This window comes from Pseudomonas sp. SID14000 (assembly GCF_002165135.1).
GTDB lineage: Bacteria > Pseudomonadota > Gammaproteobacteria > Pseudomonadales > Pseudomonadaceae > Aquipseudomonas.
This window is the reverse complement of the sequence record NZ_NFZQ01000014.1, coordinates 66448-87418: the sequence shown is the minus strand read 5'-3', so window position 1 is coordinate 87418 and position 20971 is coordinate 66448. Positions and strand designations below refer to the sequence as shown.

The window sequence follows — 20971 nt, the reverse complement described above, 5'->3', positions numbered from 1 at the left end:
GGTTTTTAGGAAGAGTACCGCTGCGTCCAAGTCTTTTAGTTATATGGGGCAGCTCTTTCTTGTTATGTCGGCGAAAATGTATAGCACGCTGACTGTTGTTGGCGATATGGCTATAAACATCCTTTACGGAACTTTTTTACCATGTCGCTTCTGGCTATTTCCATGTCGCAAATCACGCCCCGGGTCATGGGCCGTACAACGCCAGCGCTGTTCCTGTCACCGTAATGAATCTGTAACTGACGATTCCGGTTGGGGAAACTCCCTGGTAACCAATGCCGCTGTTGTTATTTGTCGCGTACACCTGTCACTGCAGATGTCGTGCCGACTTGGCGTGAAAGGAATGCAACAAGCGTGCTCAAAATTCGCAACGCTTCATGAAATTTTCACAAAACCCGCTACCGGGGGTCGGAAAGTGCCGGAAACACGGGGGTGGGAGCCATCTGGCGGGGTGTCGCGGACGAGAATCATTGAAATTTGAAAAGCTGTCATGAAAGTCAATGTGTTACCGCAACTTGTTCATGCAGCGTCACTTGTGGGGTCGCAAGTGTGGTGCGAGGTGTACGGAGGGCCTCATTTTGGTGCGAAAAGTAGCGCTGTGTTACCGGGAATGTGCAAGGTATCCTTGCAGGCCTGTTTCCGCGTGAAGCGGGTTGGTTCTGCCTGAAGGAGATTTGCCGTGTTCGTCCTCGATTCGCGTTTGCAGCAGGATTCCCTGGTGCTGGGGGAGTTTGCGCTGTGCCAGTTGCTACTGAGCAAGGACGCCAACTATCCGTGGTTCATCCTGGTGCCCAAGCGCGCCGGCATCACCGAACTGTTCGAGCTCGATGCTGCGGAGCAGCAGCAGTTGTGGCAGGAAACCACGGGTCTGGCCGAAGCACTCAAGACCAGCTACAGCGCCGACAAGATGAACGTGGCTACCCTGGGCAATGTGGTGAGCCAGTTGCACATGCACGTGATCGTGCGCCAGCGCGACGACGCCGCCTGGCCGGCACCGGTGTGGGGCAAGTGCCCGGCGGTGACCTACACCGACGACCAGGTGCGAGCCATTCGCCAGCGCCTGCGCGGGCTGCAGCTTGCCGGCTACCAGGAGGCCTGAATGTCGCTTGAATTACGAGTGGTCGAGCTGGAAACCCGCCAGGCGTTCCAGGATGACACCATCCACGCGCTGAATGACGTGGTGGTCGAGCAGGGGCGGGTGATCGAACGGCTGCAGTTGCAGATGGCCGAGCTGATCAAGCGTTACGAAGAGATGGTTGGCCAGTACGGCAGCGAAGGGGACGAGGCGCCGCCGCCTCATTATTGATACCTTTCAGGGCCCTGTCGCCGGCAAGCCAGCTCTCATGGAGCTGCGCATGACTCATTGAATTAGCAGGGCCCCTGTGGGAGCGGCTTTAGCCGCGAACACCGGCGCAGCCGGTGCCATGACCGCGTTGGATTCTTCGCGGCTAAAGCCGCTCCCACAGGATGTGCGGACCGCTTGCGAATTCAGTTCGCTGCGCGACAGCGCAGCCCGAAGGGCTGGGCTGTCCCCCACAAGGGATGGTTTCTGCAAATGGAATCAGCGGCGGGTTACCGCAACCACATCCTCGGCCTGCAGGCCCTTGTCGCGGTGCATCACGGAAAACTCCACGCGCTGGCCTTCCACCAGGATACGGTGGCCTTCACCGCGAATGGCGCGAAAGTGCACGAAGATATCATCGCCCGAGTCACGGGAGATGAAGCCAAAGCCTTTGGATGTGTTGAACCACTTCACGGTACCGGTATCACGATTGCCGGCATCCTGCGCCGCGTGCTGGCTGGAGCGTGCCTTGCGCGGGCTGCGGGCAAAGCCCGCGGCCAGGTGCACGGCCACGGCCAGCGCCGCGCAGACCAGTGCGGCCAGGTTGCCCATTTCCGGGCGGGCCAGCAGCGTCAGGGTCTGCAGCACCACGGCCACCACCAGCAGGGCGCAGGCCAGGTGCTGCAGCTGCTGCCGCGCGCCGCGGTAGTACAGTGGCACGACCGGGGCTAGCACCAGGTTGAGCAGGCCGAGCAGGGCCAGGTAGACCGCGTCGGGTTGTTGCAGGAAAGGGGCCGCATCGGTTTTCAGGCTGGGTATGAGCGATAGCAGCAAGGCTGCCACGCCCGTCACCAGATGGACGATCTTGAACATGGGGTTGGCTCACAGTTGATAAGGCAGATCACAGGAAGAGCTGGCGGCACGGTGCGCATGAGGTGTAGAGCGCGAACACGTGACAGGCCAGCCTATGCACCCGGCAATGACAATCCGCACGGGTGGCACCATGCCTATTTAACAGTAAAGCCGCAGGCTACTCAAACCGCAGGCCTTGGCGGGCGATGTGTTACGCCATGTCACATGCGGCATGCATCAAGAGTTGCTACAGTGTTCGGCGCCCGCTTGGGTCTCAAGCCTTATGGAAAGGGGAACTTCATGGCAATCGATATCGGTATCAGTGAAGAAGATCGCAAGTCCATCGTCGATGGGCTGTCCCGCCTGTTGTCGGATACCTATGTGCTGTATCTGAAAACCCATAACTTTCACTGGAATGTCACCGGTCCGTCGTTCCGCACCCTGCACCTGATGTTCGAAGAGCAGTACAACGAGCTGGCGCTGGCGGTCGACTCGATCGCCGAGCGCATCCGCGCCCTGGGCTTCCCGGCACCGGGGTCCTATGCATTCTATGCGCGGCACTCCTCGATCAAGGAGGAGGAAGGGGTTCCGCCTGCGGACGAGATGATCCGCCAGTTGGTCCAGGGGCAGGAAGCCGTGGTGCGTACCGCACGCAGCATCTTCCCGGTGGTGGACAAGGTCAGTGACGAGCCGACCGCCGACCTGCTGACCCAGCGCATGCAGGTGCATGAAAAAACCGCCTGGATGCTGCGGGTGCTGCTCGACGGCAAGTAGATACCCTGCGCTGTACCCGCCCTTGTAGGAGCGGCCTTGTGTCGCGATGGGCTGCTCCCACAGGTCCTGCGCAATTTTGTGCAGGAAGATTTTGCCACTGCTTTAAGCTCGCCCATCAGCGCTTCATAGGCCACCTGGTACCTGTGACGAGGAAGTGTGGCGCATGATGCAAGCAAGCAAACGTGTGGCTGGCCAGGGGCGTTGGCCAGGTAAACAGTGCATCGACCCGTTCAAGGCGGATTTCGACATGTTGCAGACCCAGCCGGTGTCACGCTCGGTGCGGCTCAACGGTTTTTCCACCTGCCTGCGGCTGGAGGCCGTCTACTGGGGTATCCTGGAGCGCATCGCCGCGGCCAACCGCTGCTCGGTCAGCGCGGTGCTGTCCTATGTGGACCGCGAAGTGCACCTGCGCCAGGGTGGGGTGCGCAACTTCAGCGGCCTGATCCGGGTGATCTGCGTCGCCTGGCTGCAGGACCCGCCAACTGTGCGCTGATCGCCTGGCGGGCTGCGCAGTGCTTGCTAACCATATATAATCCCGCTTTTTGCTGCCCCCCGGCAGCCAGCGTTGTGGTTGACGAGAGACACCCATGCCCCTTTATGACTATCAATGTGCATCCTGCGAGCACCGCATGGAAGTGCTGCAGAAGATCAGCGCCGCGCCGCTGACCGATTGCCCGGCCTGCCAGGCGCCGGCGCTGAAGAAGCTGCTGTCGGTGCCAGGCTTCCGCCTGAGCGGTAATGGTTGGTACGAAACCGACTTCAAGACCGGGGCGAAAAAGAATCTGGCAGGCGGCGACAAGGCCGACTGAGTTGAATGCTGTGACCGGGTCTTGCAGTATTAGCCCTCCGGGCGGCCAAGGCCTCCACCGAATACACGAATCACGAGAAGCGAAACCACCATCATGATGCGCAGCCATTATTGCGGCCAACTGAACGAGAGCCTGGACGGCCAGGAAGTCACCCTTTGCGGCTGGGTCCATCGTCGCCGCGACCACGGCGGGGTGATCTTCCTCGACATCCGTGACCGCGAAGGCATGGCCCAGGTCGTGTTCGACCCGGATCGCGCCGAAACCTTCGCCGCTGCCGATCGCGTGCGCAGCGAATACGTCGTGCAGATCACCGGCAAGGTCCGCAAGCGCCCTGAAGGTGCGGTAAATGCCAACATGGCCTCCGGCGCCATCGAGATCCTCGGCTACCAGCTGAACGTGCTCAACGAAGCGGAAACCCCGCCGTTCCCGCTGAATGAATACTCCGACGTCGGCGAGGAAACCCGCCTGCGCTACCGTTTCATCGACCTGCGTCGCCCGGAAATGGCCGACAAGCTGCGCCTGCGCTCGCGCATCACCAGCAGCATTCGTCGCTTCCTCGACGAAAACGGCTTCCTCGACGTCGAAACGCCGATCCTGACCCGTGCCACCCCGGAAGGCGCGCGCGACTACCTGGTGCCCAGCCGTACCCACGCCGGTAGCTTCTTCGCCCTGCCGCAGTCGCCACAGCTGTTCAAGCAGCTGCTGATGGTCGCCGGCTTCGACCGCTACTACCAGATCGCCAAGTGCTTCCGTGACGAAGACCTGCGTGCAGACCGCCAGCCGGAATTCACCCAGATCGACATCGAGACCAGCTTCCTCGATGAAAGCGAGATCATGGGCCTGACCGAGAGCATGATCCGCAAGCTGTTCAAGGAAGTGCTGGATCTGGAATTCGGTGAATTCCCGCACATGACCTTTGAAGAGGCCATGCGCCGCTACGGCTCCGACAAGCCGGACCTGCGTATTCCGCTGGAACTGGTCGACGTTGCCGACCAGCTCAAGGACGTCGACTTCAAGGTGTTCGCCGGCCCGGCCAACGATCCGAAGTGCCGCGTTACCGCCCTGCGCCTGCCGGGCGGTGCCAGCATGCCACGCAGCAAGATCGACGAGTACACCAAGTTCGTCGGCATCTACGGTGCCAAGGGCCTGGCCTACATCAAGGTCAACGAGCGTGCCAAGGGCGTCGAAGGCCTGCAGTCGCCGATCGTCAAGAACATCCCCGAGGCCAACCTCAACACCATCCTCGACCGCGTTGGCGCCGTTGACGGTGACATCGTGTTCTTCGGTGCCGACAAGTTCAAGGTGGTCAGCGAAGCCTTGGGCGCGCTGCGTATCCGCCTGGGCCATGACTTCGAGTTGCTGACCTGCGAGTGGGCGCCGATGTGGGTGGTCGACTTCCCGATGTTCGAAGAGAACGAGGACGGCAGCTTCACCGCGCTGCACCACCCGTTCACCGCGCCGAAGTGCACCCCGGAAGAGCTCGAGGCCAACCCGGCCGCGGCCCTGTCCCGTGCCTACGACATGGTTCTGAACGGTACCGAGCTGGGTGGCGGTTCGATCCGTATCCACCGTAAAGAGATGCAACAGGCCGTGTTCCGCCTGCTGGGCATCGAAGCGGCGGAACAGGAAGAGAAGTTCGGCTTCCTGCTCGACGCCCTGAAGTTCGGTGCACCGCCTCACGGTGGTCTGGCCTTTGGCCTGGACCGTCTGGTCATGCTGATGACCGGCGCCCAGTCGATCCGTGAAGTGATCGCCTTCCCGAAAACCCAGAGCGCCGCGTGCGTCATGACCCAGGCTCCTGGCATGGTCGACGCCAAGGCCCTGCGCGAGCTGCACATCCGACTGCGCGAACAGACCAAGGTCGAGTAAGCAGTCCCCGGGCGCATCCACATGGATGCGCCTTTGCGTTTCGGCGCAGGCAATTTCCCGTCCCGCCCCGTACAGGGGCGGGGCTGTTTGTGATTCAAAGGATTCGGAGTCGTTATGGCTGGTCATTCCAAGTGGGCGAACATCAAGCACCGCAAAGAGCGCCAGGATGCCAAAAGAGGCAAGATCTTCACCAAGTGGATCCGTGAGCTGACGGTCGCCGCCAAGCAGGGCGGTGCTGACCCGGCATCCAACCCGCGCCTGCGCCTGGCGTTGGACAAGGCCTTGGGCGCCAACATGAGCCGCGACATCATCGATCGTGCCGTGGCCCGTGGTGCCGGCACCAACGAAAGCGATAACGTCGAAGAGCTCAGCTACGAAGGTTACGGTCCGGGTGGCGTGGCGATCATGGTCGAGGCCATGACCGACAATCGCAACCGTACCGCCGCTGCGGTACGTCACGCCTTCACCAAGTGTGGTGGCAACCTGGGTACCGACGGTTCGGTGGCCTACCTGTTCGAGCGCAAGGGGCAGATCAGCTTTGCCCCGGGCGTGGAAGAAGACGCGTTGATGGAAGCGGCGATGGAAGCCGATGCCGATGACGTGGTGGCCAACGACGACGGCTCGTTCGACGTGTTCACCTCGTTCAACAGCTTCTACGCCGTGCGCAATGCCCTGGAAGAGGCTGGCTTCAAGGCCGCTGACGCGGAAATCGTCATGCAGCCGACCACCAGCGCCGAACTCGACCAGGACGGTGCCGAGAAAGTACTCAAGCTGATCGACATGCTCGAAGACCTGGATGACGTGCAGAACGTCTACTCCAATGCCCAGATTTCCGACGAGATCATGGAAAACCTCGGCTAAGGTGTCCTGGCTATCCATGCCAGTTCTTCAAGTTTGTCAGCGCCTGTACCGGCCCTTTCGCGGGTAAACCCGCTCCCACAGGTACTGCACCACATTCAGAGTCGGTGCAGTACCTGTGGGAGCGGGTTTACCCGTGAAAGGGCCGGTACAGTTTGCAGAGATGCATCAATTTTTTGACAGGCACTATGACTCTGATTCTTGGTATCGACCCCGGCTCGCGCATCACCGGATATGGCGTGGTACGCCAGACCGCCCGTGGTTGCGAATACGTGGCGTCGGGCTGCATTCGCACCGGCAGCGGCGAGCTGCACGAGCGGCTGCAGATCGTCTTTCGTGGCGTGGGTGAAATCATCGCCCAGCACGGCCCGGTAACCATGGGCATCGAGCGAGTGTTCATGGCCCGCAACGCCGACTCGGCGCTCAAGCTCGGCCAGGCCCGTGGTGCGGCCATCGTCGCCGCCGCCGAAGCCGGCCTGGAAATCGCCGAATACAGCGCCACCCAGGTCAAGCAGGCGGTAGCCGGTACCGGAGGGGCCAACAAGGAGCAGGTGATGATGATGGTCATGCACCTGCTGAAACTGACGCAGAAGCCGCAGATCGACGCCTCCGACGCCCTGGCCATCGCCTTGTGCCACGCCCATACCCGCTCCAGCCTGGTGCCGCATGGCCTGGCCACGGCGCGGCGGCGCGGAGGGCGCTTGCGTCTGTAGGCGCTTCATGCGCTGATACATATTTTGTTCGGGTGATGCGTTCACCCGCTGCATTTGCTGATAGGGTTGAGCGGTCTTTGACCGGCTCCCCGAGAGGAAGGATCGGAACGTGATTGGACGTTTGCGCGGCACCCTGGCGGAAAAACAGCCGCCGCACCTGATTATCGACGTCAACGGCGTGGGTTACGAACTGGAAGTTCCCATGACCACGCTGTACCGTCTGCCCAAGGTGGGCGAACCCGTAACCGTGCACACCCACCTGGTGGTGCGCGAGGACGCTCACCTGCTCTACGGTTTTGCCGAAAAGCGCGAGCGCGAGCTGTTCCGCGAGCTCATCCGCCTGAACGGCGTAGGGCCGAAGCTGGCCCTGGCGCTGATGTCCGGGCTGGAAGTGGACGAGTTGGTGCGCTGCGTGCAGGCCCAGGACACCTCGGCCCTGGTGCGCGTGCCCGGTGTCGGCAAGAAGACCGCCGAACGCCTGCTGGTAGAGCTCAAGGACCGCTTCAAGGCTTGGGAAACTTCCCCGGCCATGTTCACCCTGGTCTCCGACGGGCCGCTGCCGGTCGCCAGCGCATCCACAGCCGAAGCTGACGCAGTCAGCGCCCTGGTTTCGCTCGGCTACAAGCCGCAGGAAGCCAGCAAGGCGATCGCCGCGATCAAGGACAAGGCCGGCCTGAGCAGTGAAGAACTGATCCGCCGCAGCCTGAAAGGGATGATTACCAAGTGATCGAAGCCGACCGCCTGATCGCCGCCAGTGGCCGCGACCGTGAGGAAGTCCAGGACCGTGCGATCCGCCCGCTGCGGCTGGACGAGTACATCGGCCAACCGGTGGTGCGCGAGCAGATGGCGCTGTTCATCCAGGCCGCCCGTGGCCGCAGCGAATCGCTCGACCATACGCTGATCTTCGGCCCGCCCGGCCTTGGCAAGACCACCCTGGCCAACATCATCGCCCATGAAATGGGCGTGTCGGTCAAAAGTACCTCGGGGCCGATTCTCGAGCGCCCGGGCGACCTCGCGGCCATGCTGACCAATCTCGAACCGCATGACGTGCTGTTCATCGACGAGATCCACCGGCTGTCACCGGTCGTCGAAGAGGTGCTGTACCCGGCGATGGAGGACTTCCAGCTCGACATCATGATCGGCGAAGGGCCTGCGGCCCGTTCTATCAAGCTCGACCTGCCGCCATTCACCCTGGTCGGTGCCACCACCCGTGCCGGCATGCTCACCAACCCGCTACGGGACCGCTTCGGTATCGTCCAGCGCCTGGAGTTCTACAGCGACAAGGACCTGGCCACCATCGTCAGCCGTTCGGCCGGCATCCTCGGCCTGGCCATCGAAGACCAGGGGGCCTACGAGATCGCCCGCCGGGCCCGCGGCACGCCACGTATCGCCAACCGCCTGCTGCGCCGCGTGCGCGACTACGCCGAGGTGCGCGGCAAGGGCCAGATCACCAAGGCCGTGGCCGACATGGCGCTCAATCTGCTGGATGTCGACGAGCGCGGTTTCGACCACTCCGACCGCCGCCTGCTGCTGACCATGATCGAGAAGTTCGACGGTGGCCCGGTCGGCGTGGACAACCTGGCGGCAGCCATCAGCGAAGAGCGTCACACCATCGAGGACGTGCTCGAGCCGTACCTCATCCAGCAAGGCTACATCATGCGCACGCCGCGCGGCCGCGTGGTCACCCGGCATGCCTACCTGCATTTTGGCCTGAACGTACCCGGGCGCCTGGGGGAGGGTGGGGATTTTTCCGAAACGGGCGATGAGTGACAGATCGAAAGCAGCTTTTCGTGGTCCTACCGCTGGCATGCCGAGGGTGCGCTGGCAATAAGACATAAATGAAGAAAAAACAGTTGCCACAGCGGATTGGCAAGCTGAGGAGTAAGCACTAGAGTATGCGCGCGCAAAATGGCCTGGAACCGTTCGCACACCGTTGTCGTGTCTATTACGAGGATACCGATGCCGGTGGTGTGGTGTATTACGTCAATTACCTGAAATTCATGGAGCGCGCGCGTACCGAGCGGCTGCGGCACCTGGGCTTTTCCCAGGCGCAACTGGCCGAAGACAATCTGCTGTTCGTGGTCCACTCCAGCGAAGCGCGCTATCACGCGCCGGCGCGGCTGGACGACGAGCTTCGGGTTACCGCGCAAGTACTTGAACTCAATCGCGCCAGCCTGCGCTTCGTGCAGCAGGTCTGGCGGGAAAAGGATGAAACGCTGCTCTGCGAAGGGCAGTTCCTGGTGGCCGCCGTGCGCGCCGACACTTTCAAACCCCGAGCCATACCCCCGGAGCTGCGCGACGCCTTTGCGGCGGACGGCTCGGGTACTCAATCGAATGCAGGAGAATAAGCGTGGAAGCTAACGTCGTCGACCATACCTCCATGTGGAGTCTGGTCAGCAATGCCAGCGTGTTGGTACAGCTGGTAATGCTGATCCTGGTGGCCGCCTCGGTCACCTCATGGATCATGATCTTCCAGCGCAGCACCATGCTGCGCGCCGGTCGTCGTGCGCTGGATGCCTTCGAGGAGCGCTTCTGGTCGGGCATCGACCTGTCCAAGCTGTACCGACAGGCAGGCAGCAACCCGGACCCGGACTCCGGGGTCGAGCAGGTCTTCCGTGCCGGCTTCAAGGAATTCTCGCGCCTGCGTCAGCAGCCGGGCGTCGACCCGGACGCAGTCATGGAGGGTGTTGCCCGTGCCATGCGCGTAGCCATCTCGCGCGAGGAAGAAAAGCTCGAGCAGAGCCTGCCGTTCCTGGCCACCGTCGGTTCGACCAGCCCGTACATCGGCCTGTTCGGTACCGTATGGGGCATCATGAACTCCTTCCGCGGCCTGGCCAGCGCCCAGCAGGCTACCCTGGCCACGGTTGCCCCGGGTATCGCCGAAGCGCTGATCGCCACTGCCATCGGCCTGTTCGCGGCAATCCCGGCGGTCATCGCCTACAACCGCTTCTCGGCCCGCAGCGAAGTGCTGATCGGCCGTTACTACACCTTCGCCGACGAGTTCCAGGCGATCCTGCACCGCAAAGTGCACACCAGCGAAGAGTAATCAGGTAGAAGCCCATGGCCCGAGTTCGCCACAAACGCAAGCCCGTCGCCGAGATGAACGTGGTGCCCTACATCGACGTGATGCTGGTACTGCTGGTCATCTTCATGGTGACGGCGCCCATGCTCAACCAGGGCGTGAAGGTAGACCTGCCCAAGGTTTCCAGTGAAGCCTTGCCGCAGGACAACAACGTCCAGATCCTCACCATCTCCATCAAGGCCGACAAGACCTACTACTGGAACCTCGGCAGCGAAGTCGATACCGACAAGCAGATGGACAAGGCCATGACCTTGCCTGCCATGACCGACGCGGTGACCAAGATCATCGCTGCCGGCCGTGACCAGGGCAAGCAGACCCAGGTGTTCATTCGTGGCGACAAGGCTGTCGACTATGGCGCGGTCATGGGTGCCATGGGCGGGTTGCAGAAGGCCGGTGTCGGTAACGTTGGCCTGATTACCGAGGCGCCCTGATGCAACAGCGAGAGCCATCCGCCTCGGAAAGCTACTTCTGGCCCAGTGTCTGGGCCATCGGCCTGCATGTGCTGGTGTTCGCCCTGCTGTTCGTCAGTTTTGCCATGACGCCTGAGCTGCCACCATCCAAGCCGATCGTCCAGGCTACCCTGTACCAGCTCAAGTCCAAGAGCCAGGCAACCACCCAGACCAATCAGAAGATTGCGGGGGAAGCGAAGAAAACCGCTTCGCGTCAGACCGAGGTCGAGCAGCTGGAACAGAAGAAGGTCGAGCAGGAGGCCGTGAAGGCCGCGGAACAAAAGAAAGCCGACGCTGCTCAAAAGGCCGAAGAGGCCCGCGAGGCCGCCGAAGCCAAGAAAGCCGAGGCAGCTGCTGAAGCCGCCAAGGCCGCCGAGGCCAAGAAAGCAGCCGAAGCCAAGAAGGCCGAAGAGGCGAAGAAGGCTGCCGAGAAGCAGCAGGCCGACATCGCCAAGAAGAAGGCCGAGGAAGAAGCCAAGAAAAAAGCCGAGGAAGAGGCCAAGAAAGAGGCCGCTGAAGAGGCGAAGAAACAAGCCGCCGAGGATGCCAAGAAAAAGGCAGCCGAAGAGGCCAAGAAGAAAGCCGCCGAGGACGCCAAGAAGAAAGCAGCGGCCGAGGAAGCGAAGAAGAAGGCAGCTGAAGAGGCCAAGAAAAAGGCCGCTGCAGATGCCCAGAAGAAAAAGGCACAGGAAGCGGCCCGCAAGGCGGCGGAAGACAAGAAAGCCCAGGCCCTGGCCGAGCTGTTGTCCGACACCACCGAACGGCAGCAGGCGCTGGCCGACGAGCAGGGTGACCAGGTGGCCGGCGACTTCGACGACCTCATACGCTTGCGCGCGGCCGAGGGCTGGGCGCGTCCGCCTTCCGCGCGCAAGGGCATGACGGTGGTCCTGCAGATCAACATGTTGCCGGACGGTACCATCACCAACGTCAGCGTGGCCCGGTCCAGTGGTGACGGCCCGTACGACAGTTCGGCGGTGGCTGCGGTGAAGAACATTGGTCGTTTGACCGAGATGCAGGGTATGAAGCCGAGCGATTTCAACCAATATCGTTCGTTCAAGATGACATTTACACCTGAGGATCTAGCGTTGTGATTAAACGTCTGAGAGGACTGCTGGTCATGCTCTGCTGCGTGGCAGGCATGGCCGTTGCAGAGGAAAAGAACATCCTGGTCACCAGCGGCAGCGATCGGGCTACGCCCATCGCGGTAGTGCCGTTTGGTCTGCAGGGCGGCAGCGTGCTGCCGGAAGACATGGCCGATATCATCGGCAACGACCTGCGCAACTCCGGCTACTACTCGCCGATTCCGCGGCAGAACATGATCAGCCAGCCGTCGCAGGCCAGCGAAGTGATCTTCCGTGACTGGAAAGCGCTGGGCGCGCAGTACGTGATGGTCGGCAGCATCGTGCCGTCGGGCGGTCGCCTGCAGGTGCAGTACGCACTGTTCAACGTCGCCACCGAGCAGCAAGTGCTGACCGGCAGCGTGGCGGGCAGCGTCGATCAGCTGCGCGACATGGCGCACTACATTTCCGACCAGTCGTTCGAGAAGCTCACCGGCATCAAGGGGGCGTTCTCCACCCGCATGCTGTACGTGACGGCCGAGCGCTTCTCTACCAACAACACCCGCTATACCCTGCAGCGCTCGGACTACGACGGTGCACGTGCGGTCACCCTGCTGCAATCGCGTGAACCGATCCTGTCGCCACGCTTTGCGCCGGATGGCAAGCGTATCGCCTATGTCTCCTTCGAGCAGAAGCGCCCACGCATCTTTGTCCAGCACATCGATACCGGTCGCCGTGAGCAGGTCACCAACTTCGAAGGCCTGAACGGCGCGCCAGCCTGGTCGCCGGACGGCTCGCGCCTGGCGTTCGTGCTGTCGAAGGACGGCAACCCGGACATCTACGTGATGAACGTGGCTTCGCGCCAGATCACCCGCGTCACCGCTGGCCCAGGCATCAACACCGAGCCGTTCTGGGGCAAGGATGGCAACACCCTTTACTTCACCTCCGATCGTGGCGGCAAGCCGCAAATCTATAAGCAGTCGATCGGTGGCGGTGGTGCCGAGCGTGTAACTTTCGTGGGTAACTACAACGCCAACCCGAAACTGTCGGCGGACGAAAAGACCCTGGTGATGATCCATCGCCAGCAGGGCTTCACCAACTTCAAAGTTGCGGCCCAGGATTTGCAACGCGGAAGTGTAAAGATTCTCTCGGAAACGAGTCTTGATGAGTCTCCCACTGTTGCGCCAAACGGCACCATGCTAATCTACGCCACCCGCCAGCAGGGCCGGGGAGTCTTGATGCTCGTGTCGCTTAATGGCCGCGTGAGGCTCCCACTTCCTACCGCTCAAGGCGAAGTCAGAGAACCGTCCTGGTCCCCTTACCTGAACTGATTGCGGCGTAATAATTTTTTGCTTAACACACTGGGGTTTCATTAGGAGTTTCACGATGGAAATGCTGAAGTTTGGTAAATTTGCTGCGCTGGCTCTGGCCATGGCCGTAGCTGTAGGTTGCTCCTCGAAGGGCGGTGACAACGCAGGCGAAGGCGCTGCTGTAGATCCGAACGCTGGCTACGGTGCCAACGCTGGCGCTGTTGACGGCTCCCTGAGCGAAGAAGCTGCCCTGCGCGCAATCACCACCTTCTACTTCGAATACGACAGCTCGGACCTGAAGCCAGAAGCCATGCGCGCTCTGGACGTTCACGCCAAGGACCTGAAAGCCAACGGCAACCGCGTTGTCCTGGAAGGCAACACCGACGAGCGCGGCACCCGCGAGTACAACATGGCTCTGGGTGAGCGTCGTGCCAAGGCCGTTCAGCGCTACCTGGTTCTGCAGGGCGTTTCCCCTGCTCAGCTGGAACTGGTCTCCTACGGTGAAGAGCGTCCGGTTGCCACTGGCAACGACGAGCAGTCCTGGGCTCAGAACCGTCGCGTAGAACTGCGTAAGTAAGTTCTTATGCGTATGTGCCGTCGTGTAGTAACCGTCCTCGCACTCAGCCTGCCGCTCGCGGCCTGGGCTGAGGTTCCTGTAGTTGATGACAACGCAGGCAGCTATCCGCCTGCGGGTTATGGCACGAGCGGCGCCTATGCCGGGTCAGGGGCTTCGGCCCCTGCCTCTGCACAGGGCCAGCTGTTCATGCAGCTGCAACAGATGCAGGATCAGCTTTCCCGCCAGCAAGGCATCATCGAAGAGCTGCAGAACGATGTGTCGCGCATGAAGCAGGAAAACCTGGAGCGTTACCAGGACCTGGACCGTCGCATCAACAGTGGCGCCGCACCTGCCGCGACCCCTGACAATTCCTCCGGTGGTGGTGCATCCAGTACCTCCCCCGATGCAGCAGCAGGCGCTGCTGCGCAACAACCGGCCGCCAGTAGCGAGCCCGGTGATCCGGCGAAAGAAAAGCTCTACTACGATGCCGCTTTCGACTTGATCAAGCAGAAAGACTTCGACAAGGCCAGCCAGGCGTTCAACGCCTTCCTGCGCAAGTACCCCAACAGCCAGTATGCCGGCAATGCCCAGTACTGGCTGGGTGAGGTGAACCTGGCCAAGGGCGACCTGCCAGCCGCCAGCCAGGCCTTCGCCCAGGTCAGCCAGAAGTATCCGAAGCACAGCAAGGTGCCGGATTCGCTGTACAAGCTGGCCGACGTTGAGCGCCGCATGGGCCACACCGACAAGGTCAAGGGTATCCTGCAACAGGTCATCACCCAGTACCCGGGCACCTCGGCCGCGCAACTGGCCCAGCGTGACCTGCAGAAGCTCTAAGCAGTAACGTTTGAAAGAAACCCGCGCCTGTCGCGGGTTTTTTCGTTAGAATCATTGCCCTTTTTTCGTAAACACGCTGCTGCGGATAACGCTATGTCGAGTCCGCGACAGTGCCTGACGGAGGCGGGCAGCCTGTTTAGCTGTCACGCCCGTGGCGACCATGCAAGACACATTACGCATCACCGAAGTCTTTTACTCTTTGCAGGGTGAAACGCGAACGGCTGGGCTGCCCACGGTATTCGTGCGCCTCACCGGTTGCCCCCTGCGCTGCCAATACTGCGACAGTGCCTATGCCTTCAGTGGCGGAACCCTTCGCACCCTCGATTCGATCCTTGAGCAGGTCGCCGGCTACAAGCCGCGTTATGTCTGCGTTACCGGTGGCGAGCCATTGGCCCAGCCCAACGCCTTGCCGCTGTTGCAGCGCCTGTGTGACGCCGGTTACGAGGTGTCGCTGGAAACCAGCGGCGCGCTGGATATTGCCGGCACCGACACCCGCGTCAGCCGCGTGGTCGACCTGAAGACCCCTGGTTCCGAAGAGTCGCACCGTAACCGCTACGAGAACATCGAGCTGTTGACCCGCAACGACCAGGTCAAGTTCGTCATCTGTTCCCGTGAGGACTACGACTGGGCGGTCTCCAAGCTGATCCAGTACAACCTGGCCGAGCGTGCCGGCGAGGTGTTGTTCTCGCCCAGCCACCACCAAGTAAACGCCAGTGACCTGGCGGACTGGATCGTCGCCGACAACCTGCCCGTACGCTTCCAGTTGCAGTTGCACAAGCTGCTGTGGAACGACGAACCCGGACGTTGATTGAGGAGCAAGCACACATGACCGACAAACGCGCAGTAATCCTGTTGTCCGGCGGCCTGGACTCGGCCACCGTGGTTGCCATGGCCAAGGCCGAAGGCTACAGCTGCTACACCATGAGTTTCGACTACGGCCAGCGCCACCGCGCCGAACTGAACGCCGCCGCCCGCGTTGCCCGTGACCTGGGCGTGGTCGAGCACAAGGTGATTGGCCTGAACCTGAACGGTATCGGTGGCTCGGCATTGACCGACAGCAGCATCGACGTGCCTGAAACCCCGGGTGAAGGCATCCCGGTCACCTACGTGCCGGCGCGCAACACCGTGTTCCTGTCCTTGGCCCTGGGCTGGGCAGAAGTACTGGAAGCCCGCGACATCTTCATTGGCGTCAACGCCGTGGATTACTCCGGCTACCCCGATTGCCGCCCCGAGTTCGTCGAAGCCTTCGAGCGCATGGCCAACCTGGCGACCAAGGCCGGTGTCGAAGGGCAGGGCTTCCGTATCCAGGCGCCGCTGCAGAACATGAGCAAGGCGCAGATCGTACAGGCCGGCATGGCCCGCGGCGTGGACTACAGCCTGACTGTTTCCTGCTATCAGGCCGACGATGACGGCCGTGCCTGCGGCAAATGCGACAGCTGCCGCCTGCGTGCCGACGGCTTCAAGGCAGCCGGTGTCGCAGACCCGACGCGATATTTTTGAAAAAACTTTGATGGGGTATTGATTTCCCGTTAGAAATCAGTATTATACGCGCCATCCAACGGGTCGTTAGCTCAGTTGGTAGAGCAGTTGGCTTTTAACCAATTGGTCGTAGGTTCGAATCCTACACGACCCACCATATCTAGTACGTCAAAGCCCGCTACCGGCAACGGTGGCGGGCTTTTTCGTTTTCTCGGTGTGCGCAATCGCCTGTAGGAGCGGCCCTGCAGGCTTCAGATAGCTTATTCAGCCCACTCCGGATCCCCGGTAAACACCACCGTCAGCCAACGGTCCGGCCCTTCACCACCCACGGCATCACCGATCTCGTTACGCCACGCATCCCATTCATCGATGGTTTTCGCGGCCATGGCCTTCGGCACGATGAAATACAGCTCGATCTCCCGCGAGCGCCCGACCTTGGCCACATAGGCGCGGTACGACTGCAACCCATGGCGTGCGACGAAGGTTTTGGCGACCTCATCCACATGCAGCTTGAGGTCACCAGGAGTCACCAGGAAAATTTCCGAAAGGGCCTGGCGCACAACCGACATCGGCAACGGCACAATCACCAGGCAGACCAGCGCCAGCACCGCCGGGTCGATGTACGGTGAAACCCATTCCAGCGAGGTACCCTGCACTGCATAGCCAAAGCAGAAGGCGATCAGCAGCGCGGCGGTGATGCTGGCCGACATCACCCAGCCCTTGACGTCCATACGCACGAAATCCGAGCCCAGCTTGCGGTTGGCGCGGGCCTCGACAATGGCGATGGTCACGCAGGCGATCACGGTCAGCATCGCGTAGACCATGGCGATGCCGAACTCCAGGTGGCGCCCGCCTTGCAGCAGGCTGCTGATGGCGTTGATCAGCGCATAGATGGCCACACTGCTGAGCAGGATGCCGTTGAGCGCCAGCACCATCGGCTCCAGGTGCCAGAAGCCCATGGTGAAGCGCTCGCGCAGCTTGCGCGACATCTGCGCGCTGGTGGTATGCGAGGTAATCAGTTTGACCACCACCAGCGACAGCCCGCTCATGCTGGCATCGACCAGCGAATAGACGCCGTCGAACACGATGGAGAACGAGCCGGAGGCCAGGCCGAAGGCGATGCCGATGATGGCGATGAACAGGGTCACGGCAATCGAGGTGCGTAACAGGCCCTGTTCGCTGGTGATGTCGAAGAAGGTGGATCTGGTTGCGGTTTGCATGAAATGTGCTCTAGAAGAAACGGTGATGCTGTATTGCCTGTCAGGGCCTCTTCGCGGGTGAACCCGCTCCCACAGGTTGGCGTTGCCTTCGAGATCGGCGCAAAACCCTGTGGGAGCGGGTTCACCCGCGAAGAAGGCGCACTGGCCCTGACAGGTTAGACGCGGAACTGCTCCATCAGCGCCTGCTGCTGGTTGGCCAGCCGGTTCAGGGCCTGGCTGATGCGCGCGGATTCGTCGGCCTGGCCTGCCAGCGATTCGGTCACATCGCGAATGCCGGCCACATTGCGGTTCACCTCTTCGGCTACCGCGCTCTGCTCTTCGGCCGCCGAGGCAATCTGCAGGTTCATGTCGCTGATTACTGCCACTGCCTCGCCAATACGTTGTAGCGCCGGCAGCGCCTGCTCCATGCGCGCGGCGCTGTCCTGCGCCTGGCGCTGGCCTTCGTGCATGGCGCCCACCACATCCTGGGTGCCTTGCTGCAAGCCCTCGATGACCTGGCGAATTTCCTCCACCGATGTCTGTGTGCGCTGGGCCAGGCCACGCACCTCATCGGCCACGACCGCAAAACCACGCCCGGCTTCGCCTGCGCGGGCGGCTTCGATGGCGGCGTTGAGCGCCAGCAGGTTGGTTTGCTCGGCAATGGTGCGGATCACCTCCAGCACCGAACCGATCTGCCCGCTGCGGCCTTCCAGCGCCCGGGCTTCGCCCATGGCGGCGTTCATGCCGGCAGTCAGGCGGTCGATGCCCTCGCGGGTACTGTCGATCAGTTGCAGGCCTTCGCGGCTGGCCTGGTCGGCAGCGCGTGCGGCCTGGGCCGCCTGCGAGGCGTTATGGGCGACATCCAGGGCGGTGGCGCTCATCTCGTTGGCGGCGGTGGCCACCTGTTCGATTTCACGGTGCTGTTGCTGCATGCCATTGCTCGTCTGGCTGGCGATGGCTGCCGACTGGTCCGCAGTACCGCGGGCTTCCTGCAGTGACCCCTTCACTTGGGCGATGACCGGCTGCAGCTTGTCGAGAAAGCGGTTGAACCAGCCGGTGAGCTGGCCCAGTTCGTCCTGACGGGCATAGTCCAGGCGGCGGGTGAGGTCGCCTTCGCCGCTGGCGATGTCTTCCAGGCGCGCTGCCACGGCCAAGATTGGCCGGGTCACGCCGCGCGCGGTCAGCCACACCAGCAGCAAGCCAGCTACCGCAGCACCCAGGCCGACCAGCAGGCTGCTGAGGTTGGCGCTGTGGTTGTGCGTGTCCAGGCGCTGGTTGAGGGCCATGGCAGGCGCCTGCAGCACGCTTTCCGGCAACTCCAGCAATACCTGCCAGGGGGCGGCATCAGGGATTGGTGTGAACGGGTGGGCAACACGCAGCAGGCCGTCGGCTACCGCCTTGTCCATAGGCTCGCCGAGCTTGCTGTCATCGCGGCTGTTGCCGGCCAGCAGGCCGGACGCGCTGGCGATGCTGACCTGGCCCTGGCCATCGAACAGTTCCCGGCGGCCGTCCAGGCTCAACTGCTGCAGGTTGGCCAGGCCGATGTCCAGGCCGACCACGCCGACCACCTTGCCATGCTCCAGCAGCGGCAGGGCGATGCTGGTCATCAGCACCTGGCGGCCATTCACCTCGTCGAGGTATGGCTCGAGCATGCAGGTTCTGGCGGTGTCCTGCGGGCAGGTCAGCCAGCGGTTCCTTGCTGCGCCGTTGCTGCCGATGCTGGTGTCACCGAGCATCGATTCGGGCATGGCTTCAAGTTCCAGGGTGCCGGGGCGGGGTTGTGACCAGTACAGTGAGAAGCGTCCGCTCTCATTGCTGCCCATGGCATCCTGGCCGAGGTACTGGCTGTCCTGGCCCAGGGCGTTGGGCTGGAATACCAGGTACAGGCCGATTACATCCGGGTTGCCGGCCAGGCTGGCGCGGGCCTGGCGCGTCAGCTCCGCGCGCAGGTCGCTGCCGCCATGGGCCTTGAGTACCTGCACCAGGCGGGCAAAGCCATTGCCGTACTGGTAGGCGTCCATGAAATAGCGCTGAATGCGCAGGGCCTGGGTTTCGGCATGGGCCTGCAGGCGCAGGCGTGCACTGCTGTCGAGCATTTCGGTGTTGGCCTGGTTGACCAGGGCTGCGCTGCGCCGCGCCTGGGCCAGCGACGTGGTCACCAGCAAGGCGACGATGGCTAGCAGGCACAGGCCGGCGAGCAGGGTGATCTTCCACTGGATGGAGAGGCGACGCAGCGGCATGAGGGCTTTCCTTTTCGAACAAATACAACGCCCGCGATCAGGCGCGGGCGTTGCCGGCAACGTGGGTCATTCAGCGATGTAGTTGGGCGGGGAATCCCTGAAGGCTTTGGTCAGCCAGGCCAGGTACAGCAGGCCGAGCAGTGCCCAGACGCCACCGAACAACAGCGAATGCGCGTTCAGGTCCAGCCACAGCGAGACGATGATGCAGAAGCCGATGGTGGGCGCCACCAGGTACGTCAGCTGGTTGGCCAAGCCCTGGCGCATGCCTTCGCGCAGGTAGCAGTGGTTGATCACCGACAGGTTGACGAAGCTGAATGCGACCAGCGCGCCAAAGTTGATGATCGAGGTGGCAGTGACCAGGTCGAAGAAGATCGCTGACAGCGAAATCACCCCCACCACCGCGATGTTCAGCACCGGTGTCTTGTAGCGAGAGTGCAGGCGGGCGAACAGGCTGGCCGGGATCACGTTGTCGCGGCCCATCACGTACAGCAGGCGCGACACGCTGGTCTGCGAGGCCAGGCCCGAGGCGATGGTGTTGATCACGGTGCAGGCGATGAAAATCGACTGGAACAGCTTGCCGCCGACGTACAGGGCGATTTCCGGCAGTGCCGCTTCCTGGTCGTGGAAGCGGGACATGGTCGGGAAGTAGGCCTGGATGAAGTACGACACGGTGATGAACACCAGGCCGCCGATCAGTGCGGTGAGGAAGATGGCCCGGGGGATGGTCTTGCCCGGGTCGCGAGTTTCCTCGGACAGGCAGGTGACCGCGTCGAAGCCGAGGAACGAGAAGCACAGGATGGTCGCGCCGGCGGCCAGTGCGCTGAGCTGGGTCTGGTTGTCGGCGAACGGCAGCAGGCTCCACGCGGTACCCAGCCCTTCACCCTGGTCCAGGCCGCGTACGCACAGGTAGATGAACACGGCGATGATCGCCACCTGCACGGCCACGAACAGCAGGTTGAAGTGCGCTACCAGGTTCACGCTGCGCATGTTGATCAGGCTGATCAGGGTGACGAAGCCAGCCACCCACATCCACTCCGGTACTTCCGGGAACATGGCCGACAAGTACAGCTTGGCCAGCAACGCGTTGACCATTGGCAACAGCAGGTAGTCCAGCAGCGACGACCAGCCGACCAGGAAGCCCACGTGCGGGTTGATCGCACGCTGGGCGTAGGTGTAGGCCGAGCCCGACTGGGGGAAACGTCTTACCAGGGTGCCATAGCTTACGGCGGTGAACAGGATCCCGGCCAGCGCCAGGATGTAGGCGCTGGGTACGTGGCCGGCAGTAATCCCGGAAACGATGCCGAAGGTGTCGAACACGGTCATCGGGGTCAGGTAGGCCAGGCCGATGATGATCACGTGCCAGAGGCGCAGGGTTTTGCGCAGTTGGCCATTGCCGGAAACGCTGTGGTCAGGCTGCATGCTGGCATGGCTCCTGCGGCTGGGCGTGAACGGCGGGCACGGTGTACTGCGCATGCGGCAAGGGCGAGCGGGTGGGCTCCATGTTTTTCACCTTTATTGTCGGAGCGGCGGGGGCGCGGGGGAGCGCGCAAAGTGGTGAAAATAAAAAACGATGGGTAGCTGGGTGTCAAGTTAAAGATGACAAGATGTTG

Annotated in this window: 23 protein-coding genes and 1 tRNA gene; 20 read left to right on the top strand and 4 right to left on the bottom strand. The window is 62.1% G+C overall.

The window, feature by feature from the left end:
- The first annotated feature begins 676 nt into the window (after window positions 1-676).
- Window positions 677-1096 carry an HIT domain-containing protein gene (locus CAY82_RS20665; protein WP_087502838.1) on the top strand — a complete coding sequence of 140 codons (420 nt, stop codon included), beginning with the start codon at window positions 677-679 and terminating at the stop codon, window positions 1094-1096.
- Window positions 1097-1303, top strand: coding sequence for a SlyX family protein (locus CAY82_RS20660; protein ID WP_087502837.1), 207 nt, complete (start codon window positions 1097-1099; stop codon window positions 1301-1303).
- 255 nt (window positions 1304-1558) lie between these two features.
- Here the strand turns inward: CAY82_RS20660 and CAY82_RS27215 are convergent, their stop codons facing one another.
- Window positions 1559-2152: a cold shock domain-containing protein gene (locus tag CAY82_RS27215; protein ID WP_087502836.1), complete on the bottom strand. Its 594-nt coding sequence runs from the start codon at window positions 2150-2152 to the stop codon at window positions 1559-1561.
- Window positions 2153-2431: 279 nt separating this feature from the next.
- On the opposite strand from CAY82_RS27215, the gene CAY82_RS20650 reads away from it, so the two are divergent.
- From CAY82_RS20650 to CAY82_RS20565, 18 genes are all read left to right on the top strand, one after another.
- A complete protein-coding gene (locus CAY82_RS20650) occupies window positions 2432-2905 on the top strand; it encodes a Dps family protein (protein WP_003254783.1) in 474 nt (157 codons plus the stop codon).
- 163 nt (window positions 2906-3068) lie between these two features.
- Window positions 3069-3398, top strand: coding sequence for a ribbon-helix-helix domain-containing protein (locus CAY82_RS20645; RefSeq protein WP_087502835.1), 330 nt, complete (start codon window positions 3069-3071; stop codon window positions 3396-3398).
- 94 nt (window positions 3399-3492) lie between these two features.
- Entirely contained in the window at window positions 3493-3714 is a 222-nt protein-coding gene (locus tag CAY82_RS20640; protein ID WP_003254776.1) for an FmdB family zinc ribbon protein, read from the top strand.
- Between the two features lie 93 nt (window positions 3715-3807).
- The gene (gene aspS / locus CAY82_RS20635; protein WP_015271474.1) at window positions 3808-5583 is read left to right on the top strand and encodes an aspartate--tRNA ligase; all 1776 of its coding nucleotides are present in this window, start codon (window positions 3808-3810) and stop codon (window positions 5581-5583) included.
- Between the two features lie 114 nt (window positions 5584-5697).
- A complete protein-coding gene (locus CAY82_RS20630) occupies window positions 5698-6444 on the top strand; it encodes a YebC/PmpR family DNA-binding transcriptional regulator (RefSeq protein WP_013973810.1) in 747 nt (248 codons plus the stop codon).
- A gap of 185 nt (window positions 6445-6629) precedes the next feature.
- Window positions 6630-7154: a crossover junction endodeoxyribonuclease RuvC gene (gene ruvC, locus CAY82_RS20625; protein ID WP_004375291.1), complete on the top strand. Its 525-nt coding sequence runs from the start codon at window positions 6630-6632 to the stop codon at window positions 7152-7154.
- 109 nt (window positions 7155-7263) lie between these two features.
- Window positions 7264-7881: a Holliday junction branch migration protein RuvA gene (gene ruvA / locus CAY82_RS20620; RefSeq protein WP_015271473.1), complete on the top strand. Its 618-nt coding sequence runs from the start codon at window positions 7264-7266 to the stop codon at window positions 7879-7881.
- Entirely contained in the window at window positions 7878-8924 is a 1047-nt protein-coding gene (gene ruvB / locus CAY82_RS20615) for a Holliday junction branch migration DNA helicase RuvB (RefSeq protein ID WP_087502834.1), read from the top strand. Before ruvA ends, ruvB begins: the two co-directional genes overlap by 4 nt.
- Window positions 8925-9049: 125 nt before the next feature.
- A complete protein-coding gene (gene ybgC, locus CAY82_RS20610; RefSeq protein ID WP_015271472.1) occupies window positions 9050-9502 on the top strand; it encodes a tol-pal system-associated acyl-CoA thioesterase in 453 nt (150 codons plus the stop codon).
- Window positions 9503-9504: 2 nt separating this feature from the next.
- Entirely contained in the window at window positions 9505-10200 is a 696-nt protein-coding gene (gene tolQ / locus CAY82_RS20605; RefSeq protein ID WP_087502833.1) for a protein TolQ, read from the top strand.
- A gap of 14 nt (window positions 10201-10214) precedes the next feature.
- Window positions 10215-10667, top strand: coding sequence for a protein TolR (tolR, locus tag CAY82_RS20600; protein ID WP_003254760.1), 453 nt, complete (start codon window positions 10215-10217; stop codon window positions 10665-10667).
- Entirely contained in the window at window positions 10667-11776 is a 1110-nt protein-coding gene (tolA, locus tag CAY82_RS20595) for a cell envelope integrity protein TolA (RefSeq protein WP_063913018.1), read from the top strand. Before tolR ends, tolA begins: the two co-directional genes overlap by 1 nt.
- Window positions 11777-11802: 26 nt before the next feature.
- The gene (gene tolB, locus CAY82_RS20590; protein WP_043935851.1) at window positions 11803-13074 is read left to right on the top strand and encodes a Tol-Pal system beta propeller repeat protein TolB; all 1272 of its coding nucleotides are present in this window, start codon (window positions 11803-11805) and stop codon (window positions 13072-13074) included.
- 55 nt (window positions 13075-13129) lie between these two features.
- Window positions 13130-13630: a peptidoglycan-associated lipoprotein Pal gene (gene pal / locus CAY82_RS20585; protein ID WP_015271469.1), complete on the top strand. Its 501-nt coding sequence runs from the start codon at window positions 13130-13132 to the stop codon at window positions 13628-13630.
- A 6-nt stretch (window positions 13631-13636) separates the two neighbouring features.
- On the top strand, window positions 13637-14443 hold the full coding sequence (gene ybgF / locus CAY82_RS20580) for a tol-pal system protein YbgF (RefSeq protein ID WP_061304911.1): 807 nt from the start codon (window positions 13637-13639) through the stop codon (window positions 14441-14443).
- A 160-nt stretch (window positions 14444-14603) separates the two neighbouring features.
- Window positions 14604-15251 (top strand): 7-carboxy-7-deazaguanine synthase QueE, encoded by a 648-nt coding sequence (gene queE / locus CAY82_RS20575; RefSeq protein ID WP_087502876.1) that lies wholly within the window; start codon window positions 14604-14606, stop codon window positions 15249-15251.
- Window positions 15252-15268: 17 nt separating this feature from the next.
- On the top strand, window positions 15269-15943 hold the full coding sequence (gene queC, locus CAY82_RS20570; RefSeq protein WP_087502832.1) for a 7-cyano-7-deazaguanine synthase QueC: 675 nt from the start codon (window positions 15269-15271) through the stop codon (window positions 15941-15943).
- A gap of 60 nt (window positions 15944-16003) precedes the next feature.
- Window positions 16004-16079 (top strand) — tRNA-Lys (locus tag CAY82_RS20565).
- 103 nt (window positions 16080-16182) lie between these two features.
- Here CAY82_RS20565 and CAY82_RS20560 read toward each other — a convergent pair.
- From CAY82_RS20560 to CAY82_RS20550, 3 genes are all read right to left on the bottom strand, one after another.
- A complete protein-coding gene (locus tag CAY82_RS20560; protein WP_087502831.1) occupies window positions 16183-17142 on the bottom strand; it encodes a cation diffusion facilitator family transporter in 960 nt (319 codons plus the stop codon).
- 155 nt (window positions 17143-17297) lie between these two features.
- Entirely contained in the window at window positions 17298-19361 is a 2064-nt protein-coding gene (locus CAY82_RS20555; RefSeq protein WP_087502830.1) for a methyl-accepting chemotaxis protein, read from the bottom strand.
- Between the two features lie 66 nt (window positions 19362-19427).
- Window positions 19428-20780: an APC family permease gene (locus CAY82_RS20550; protein ID WP_087502829.1), complete on the bottom strand. Its 1353-nt coding sequence runs from the start codon at window positions 20778-20780 to the stop codon at window positions 19428-19430.
- Window positions 20781-20971 lie beyond the last annotated feature (191 nt).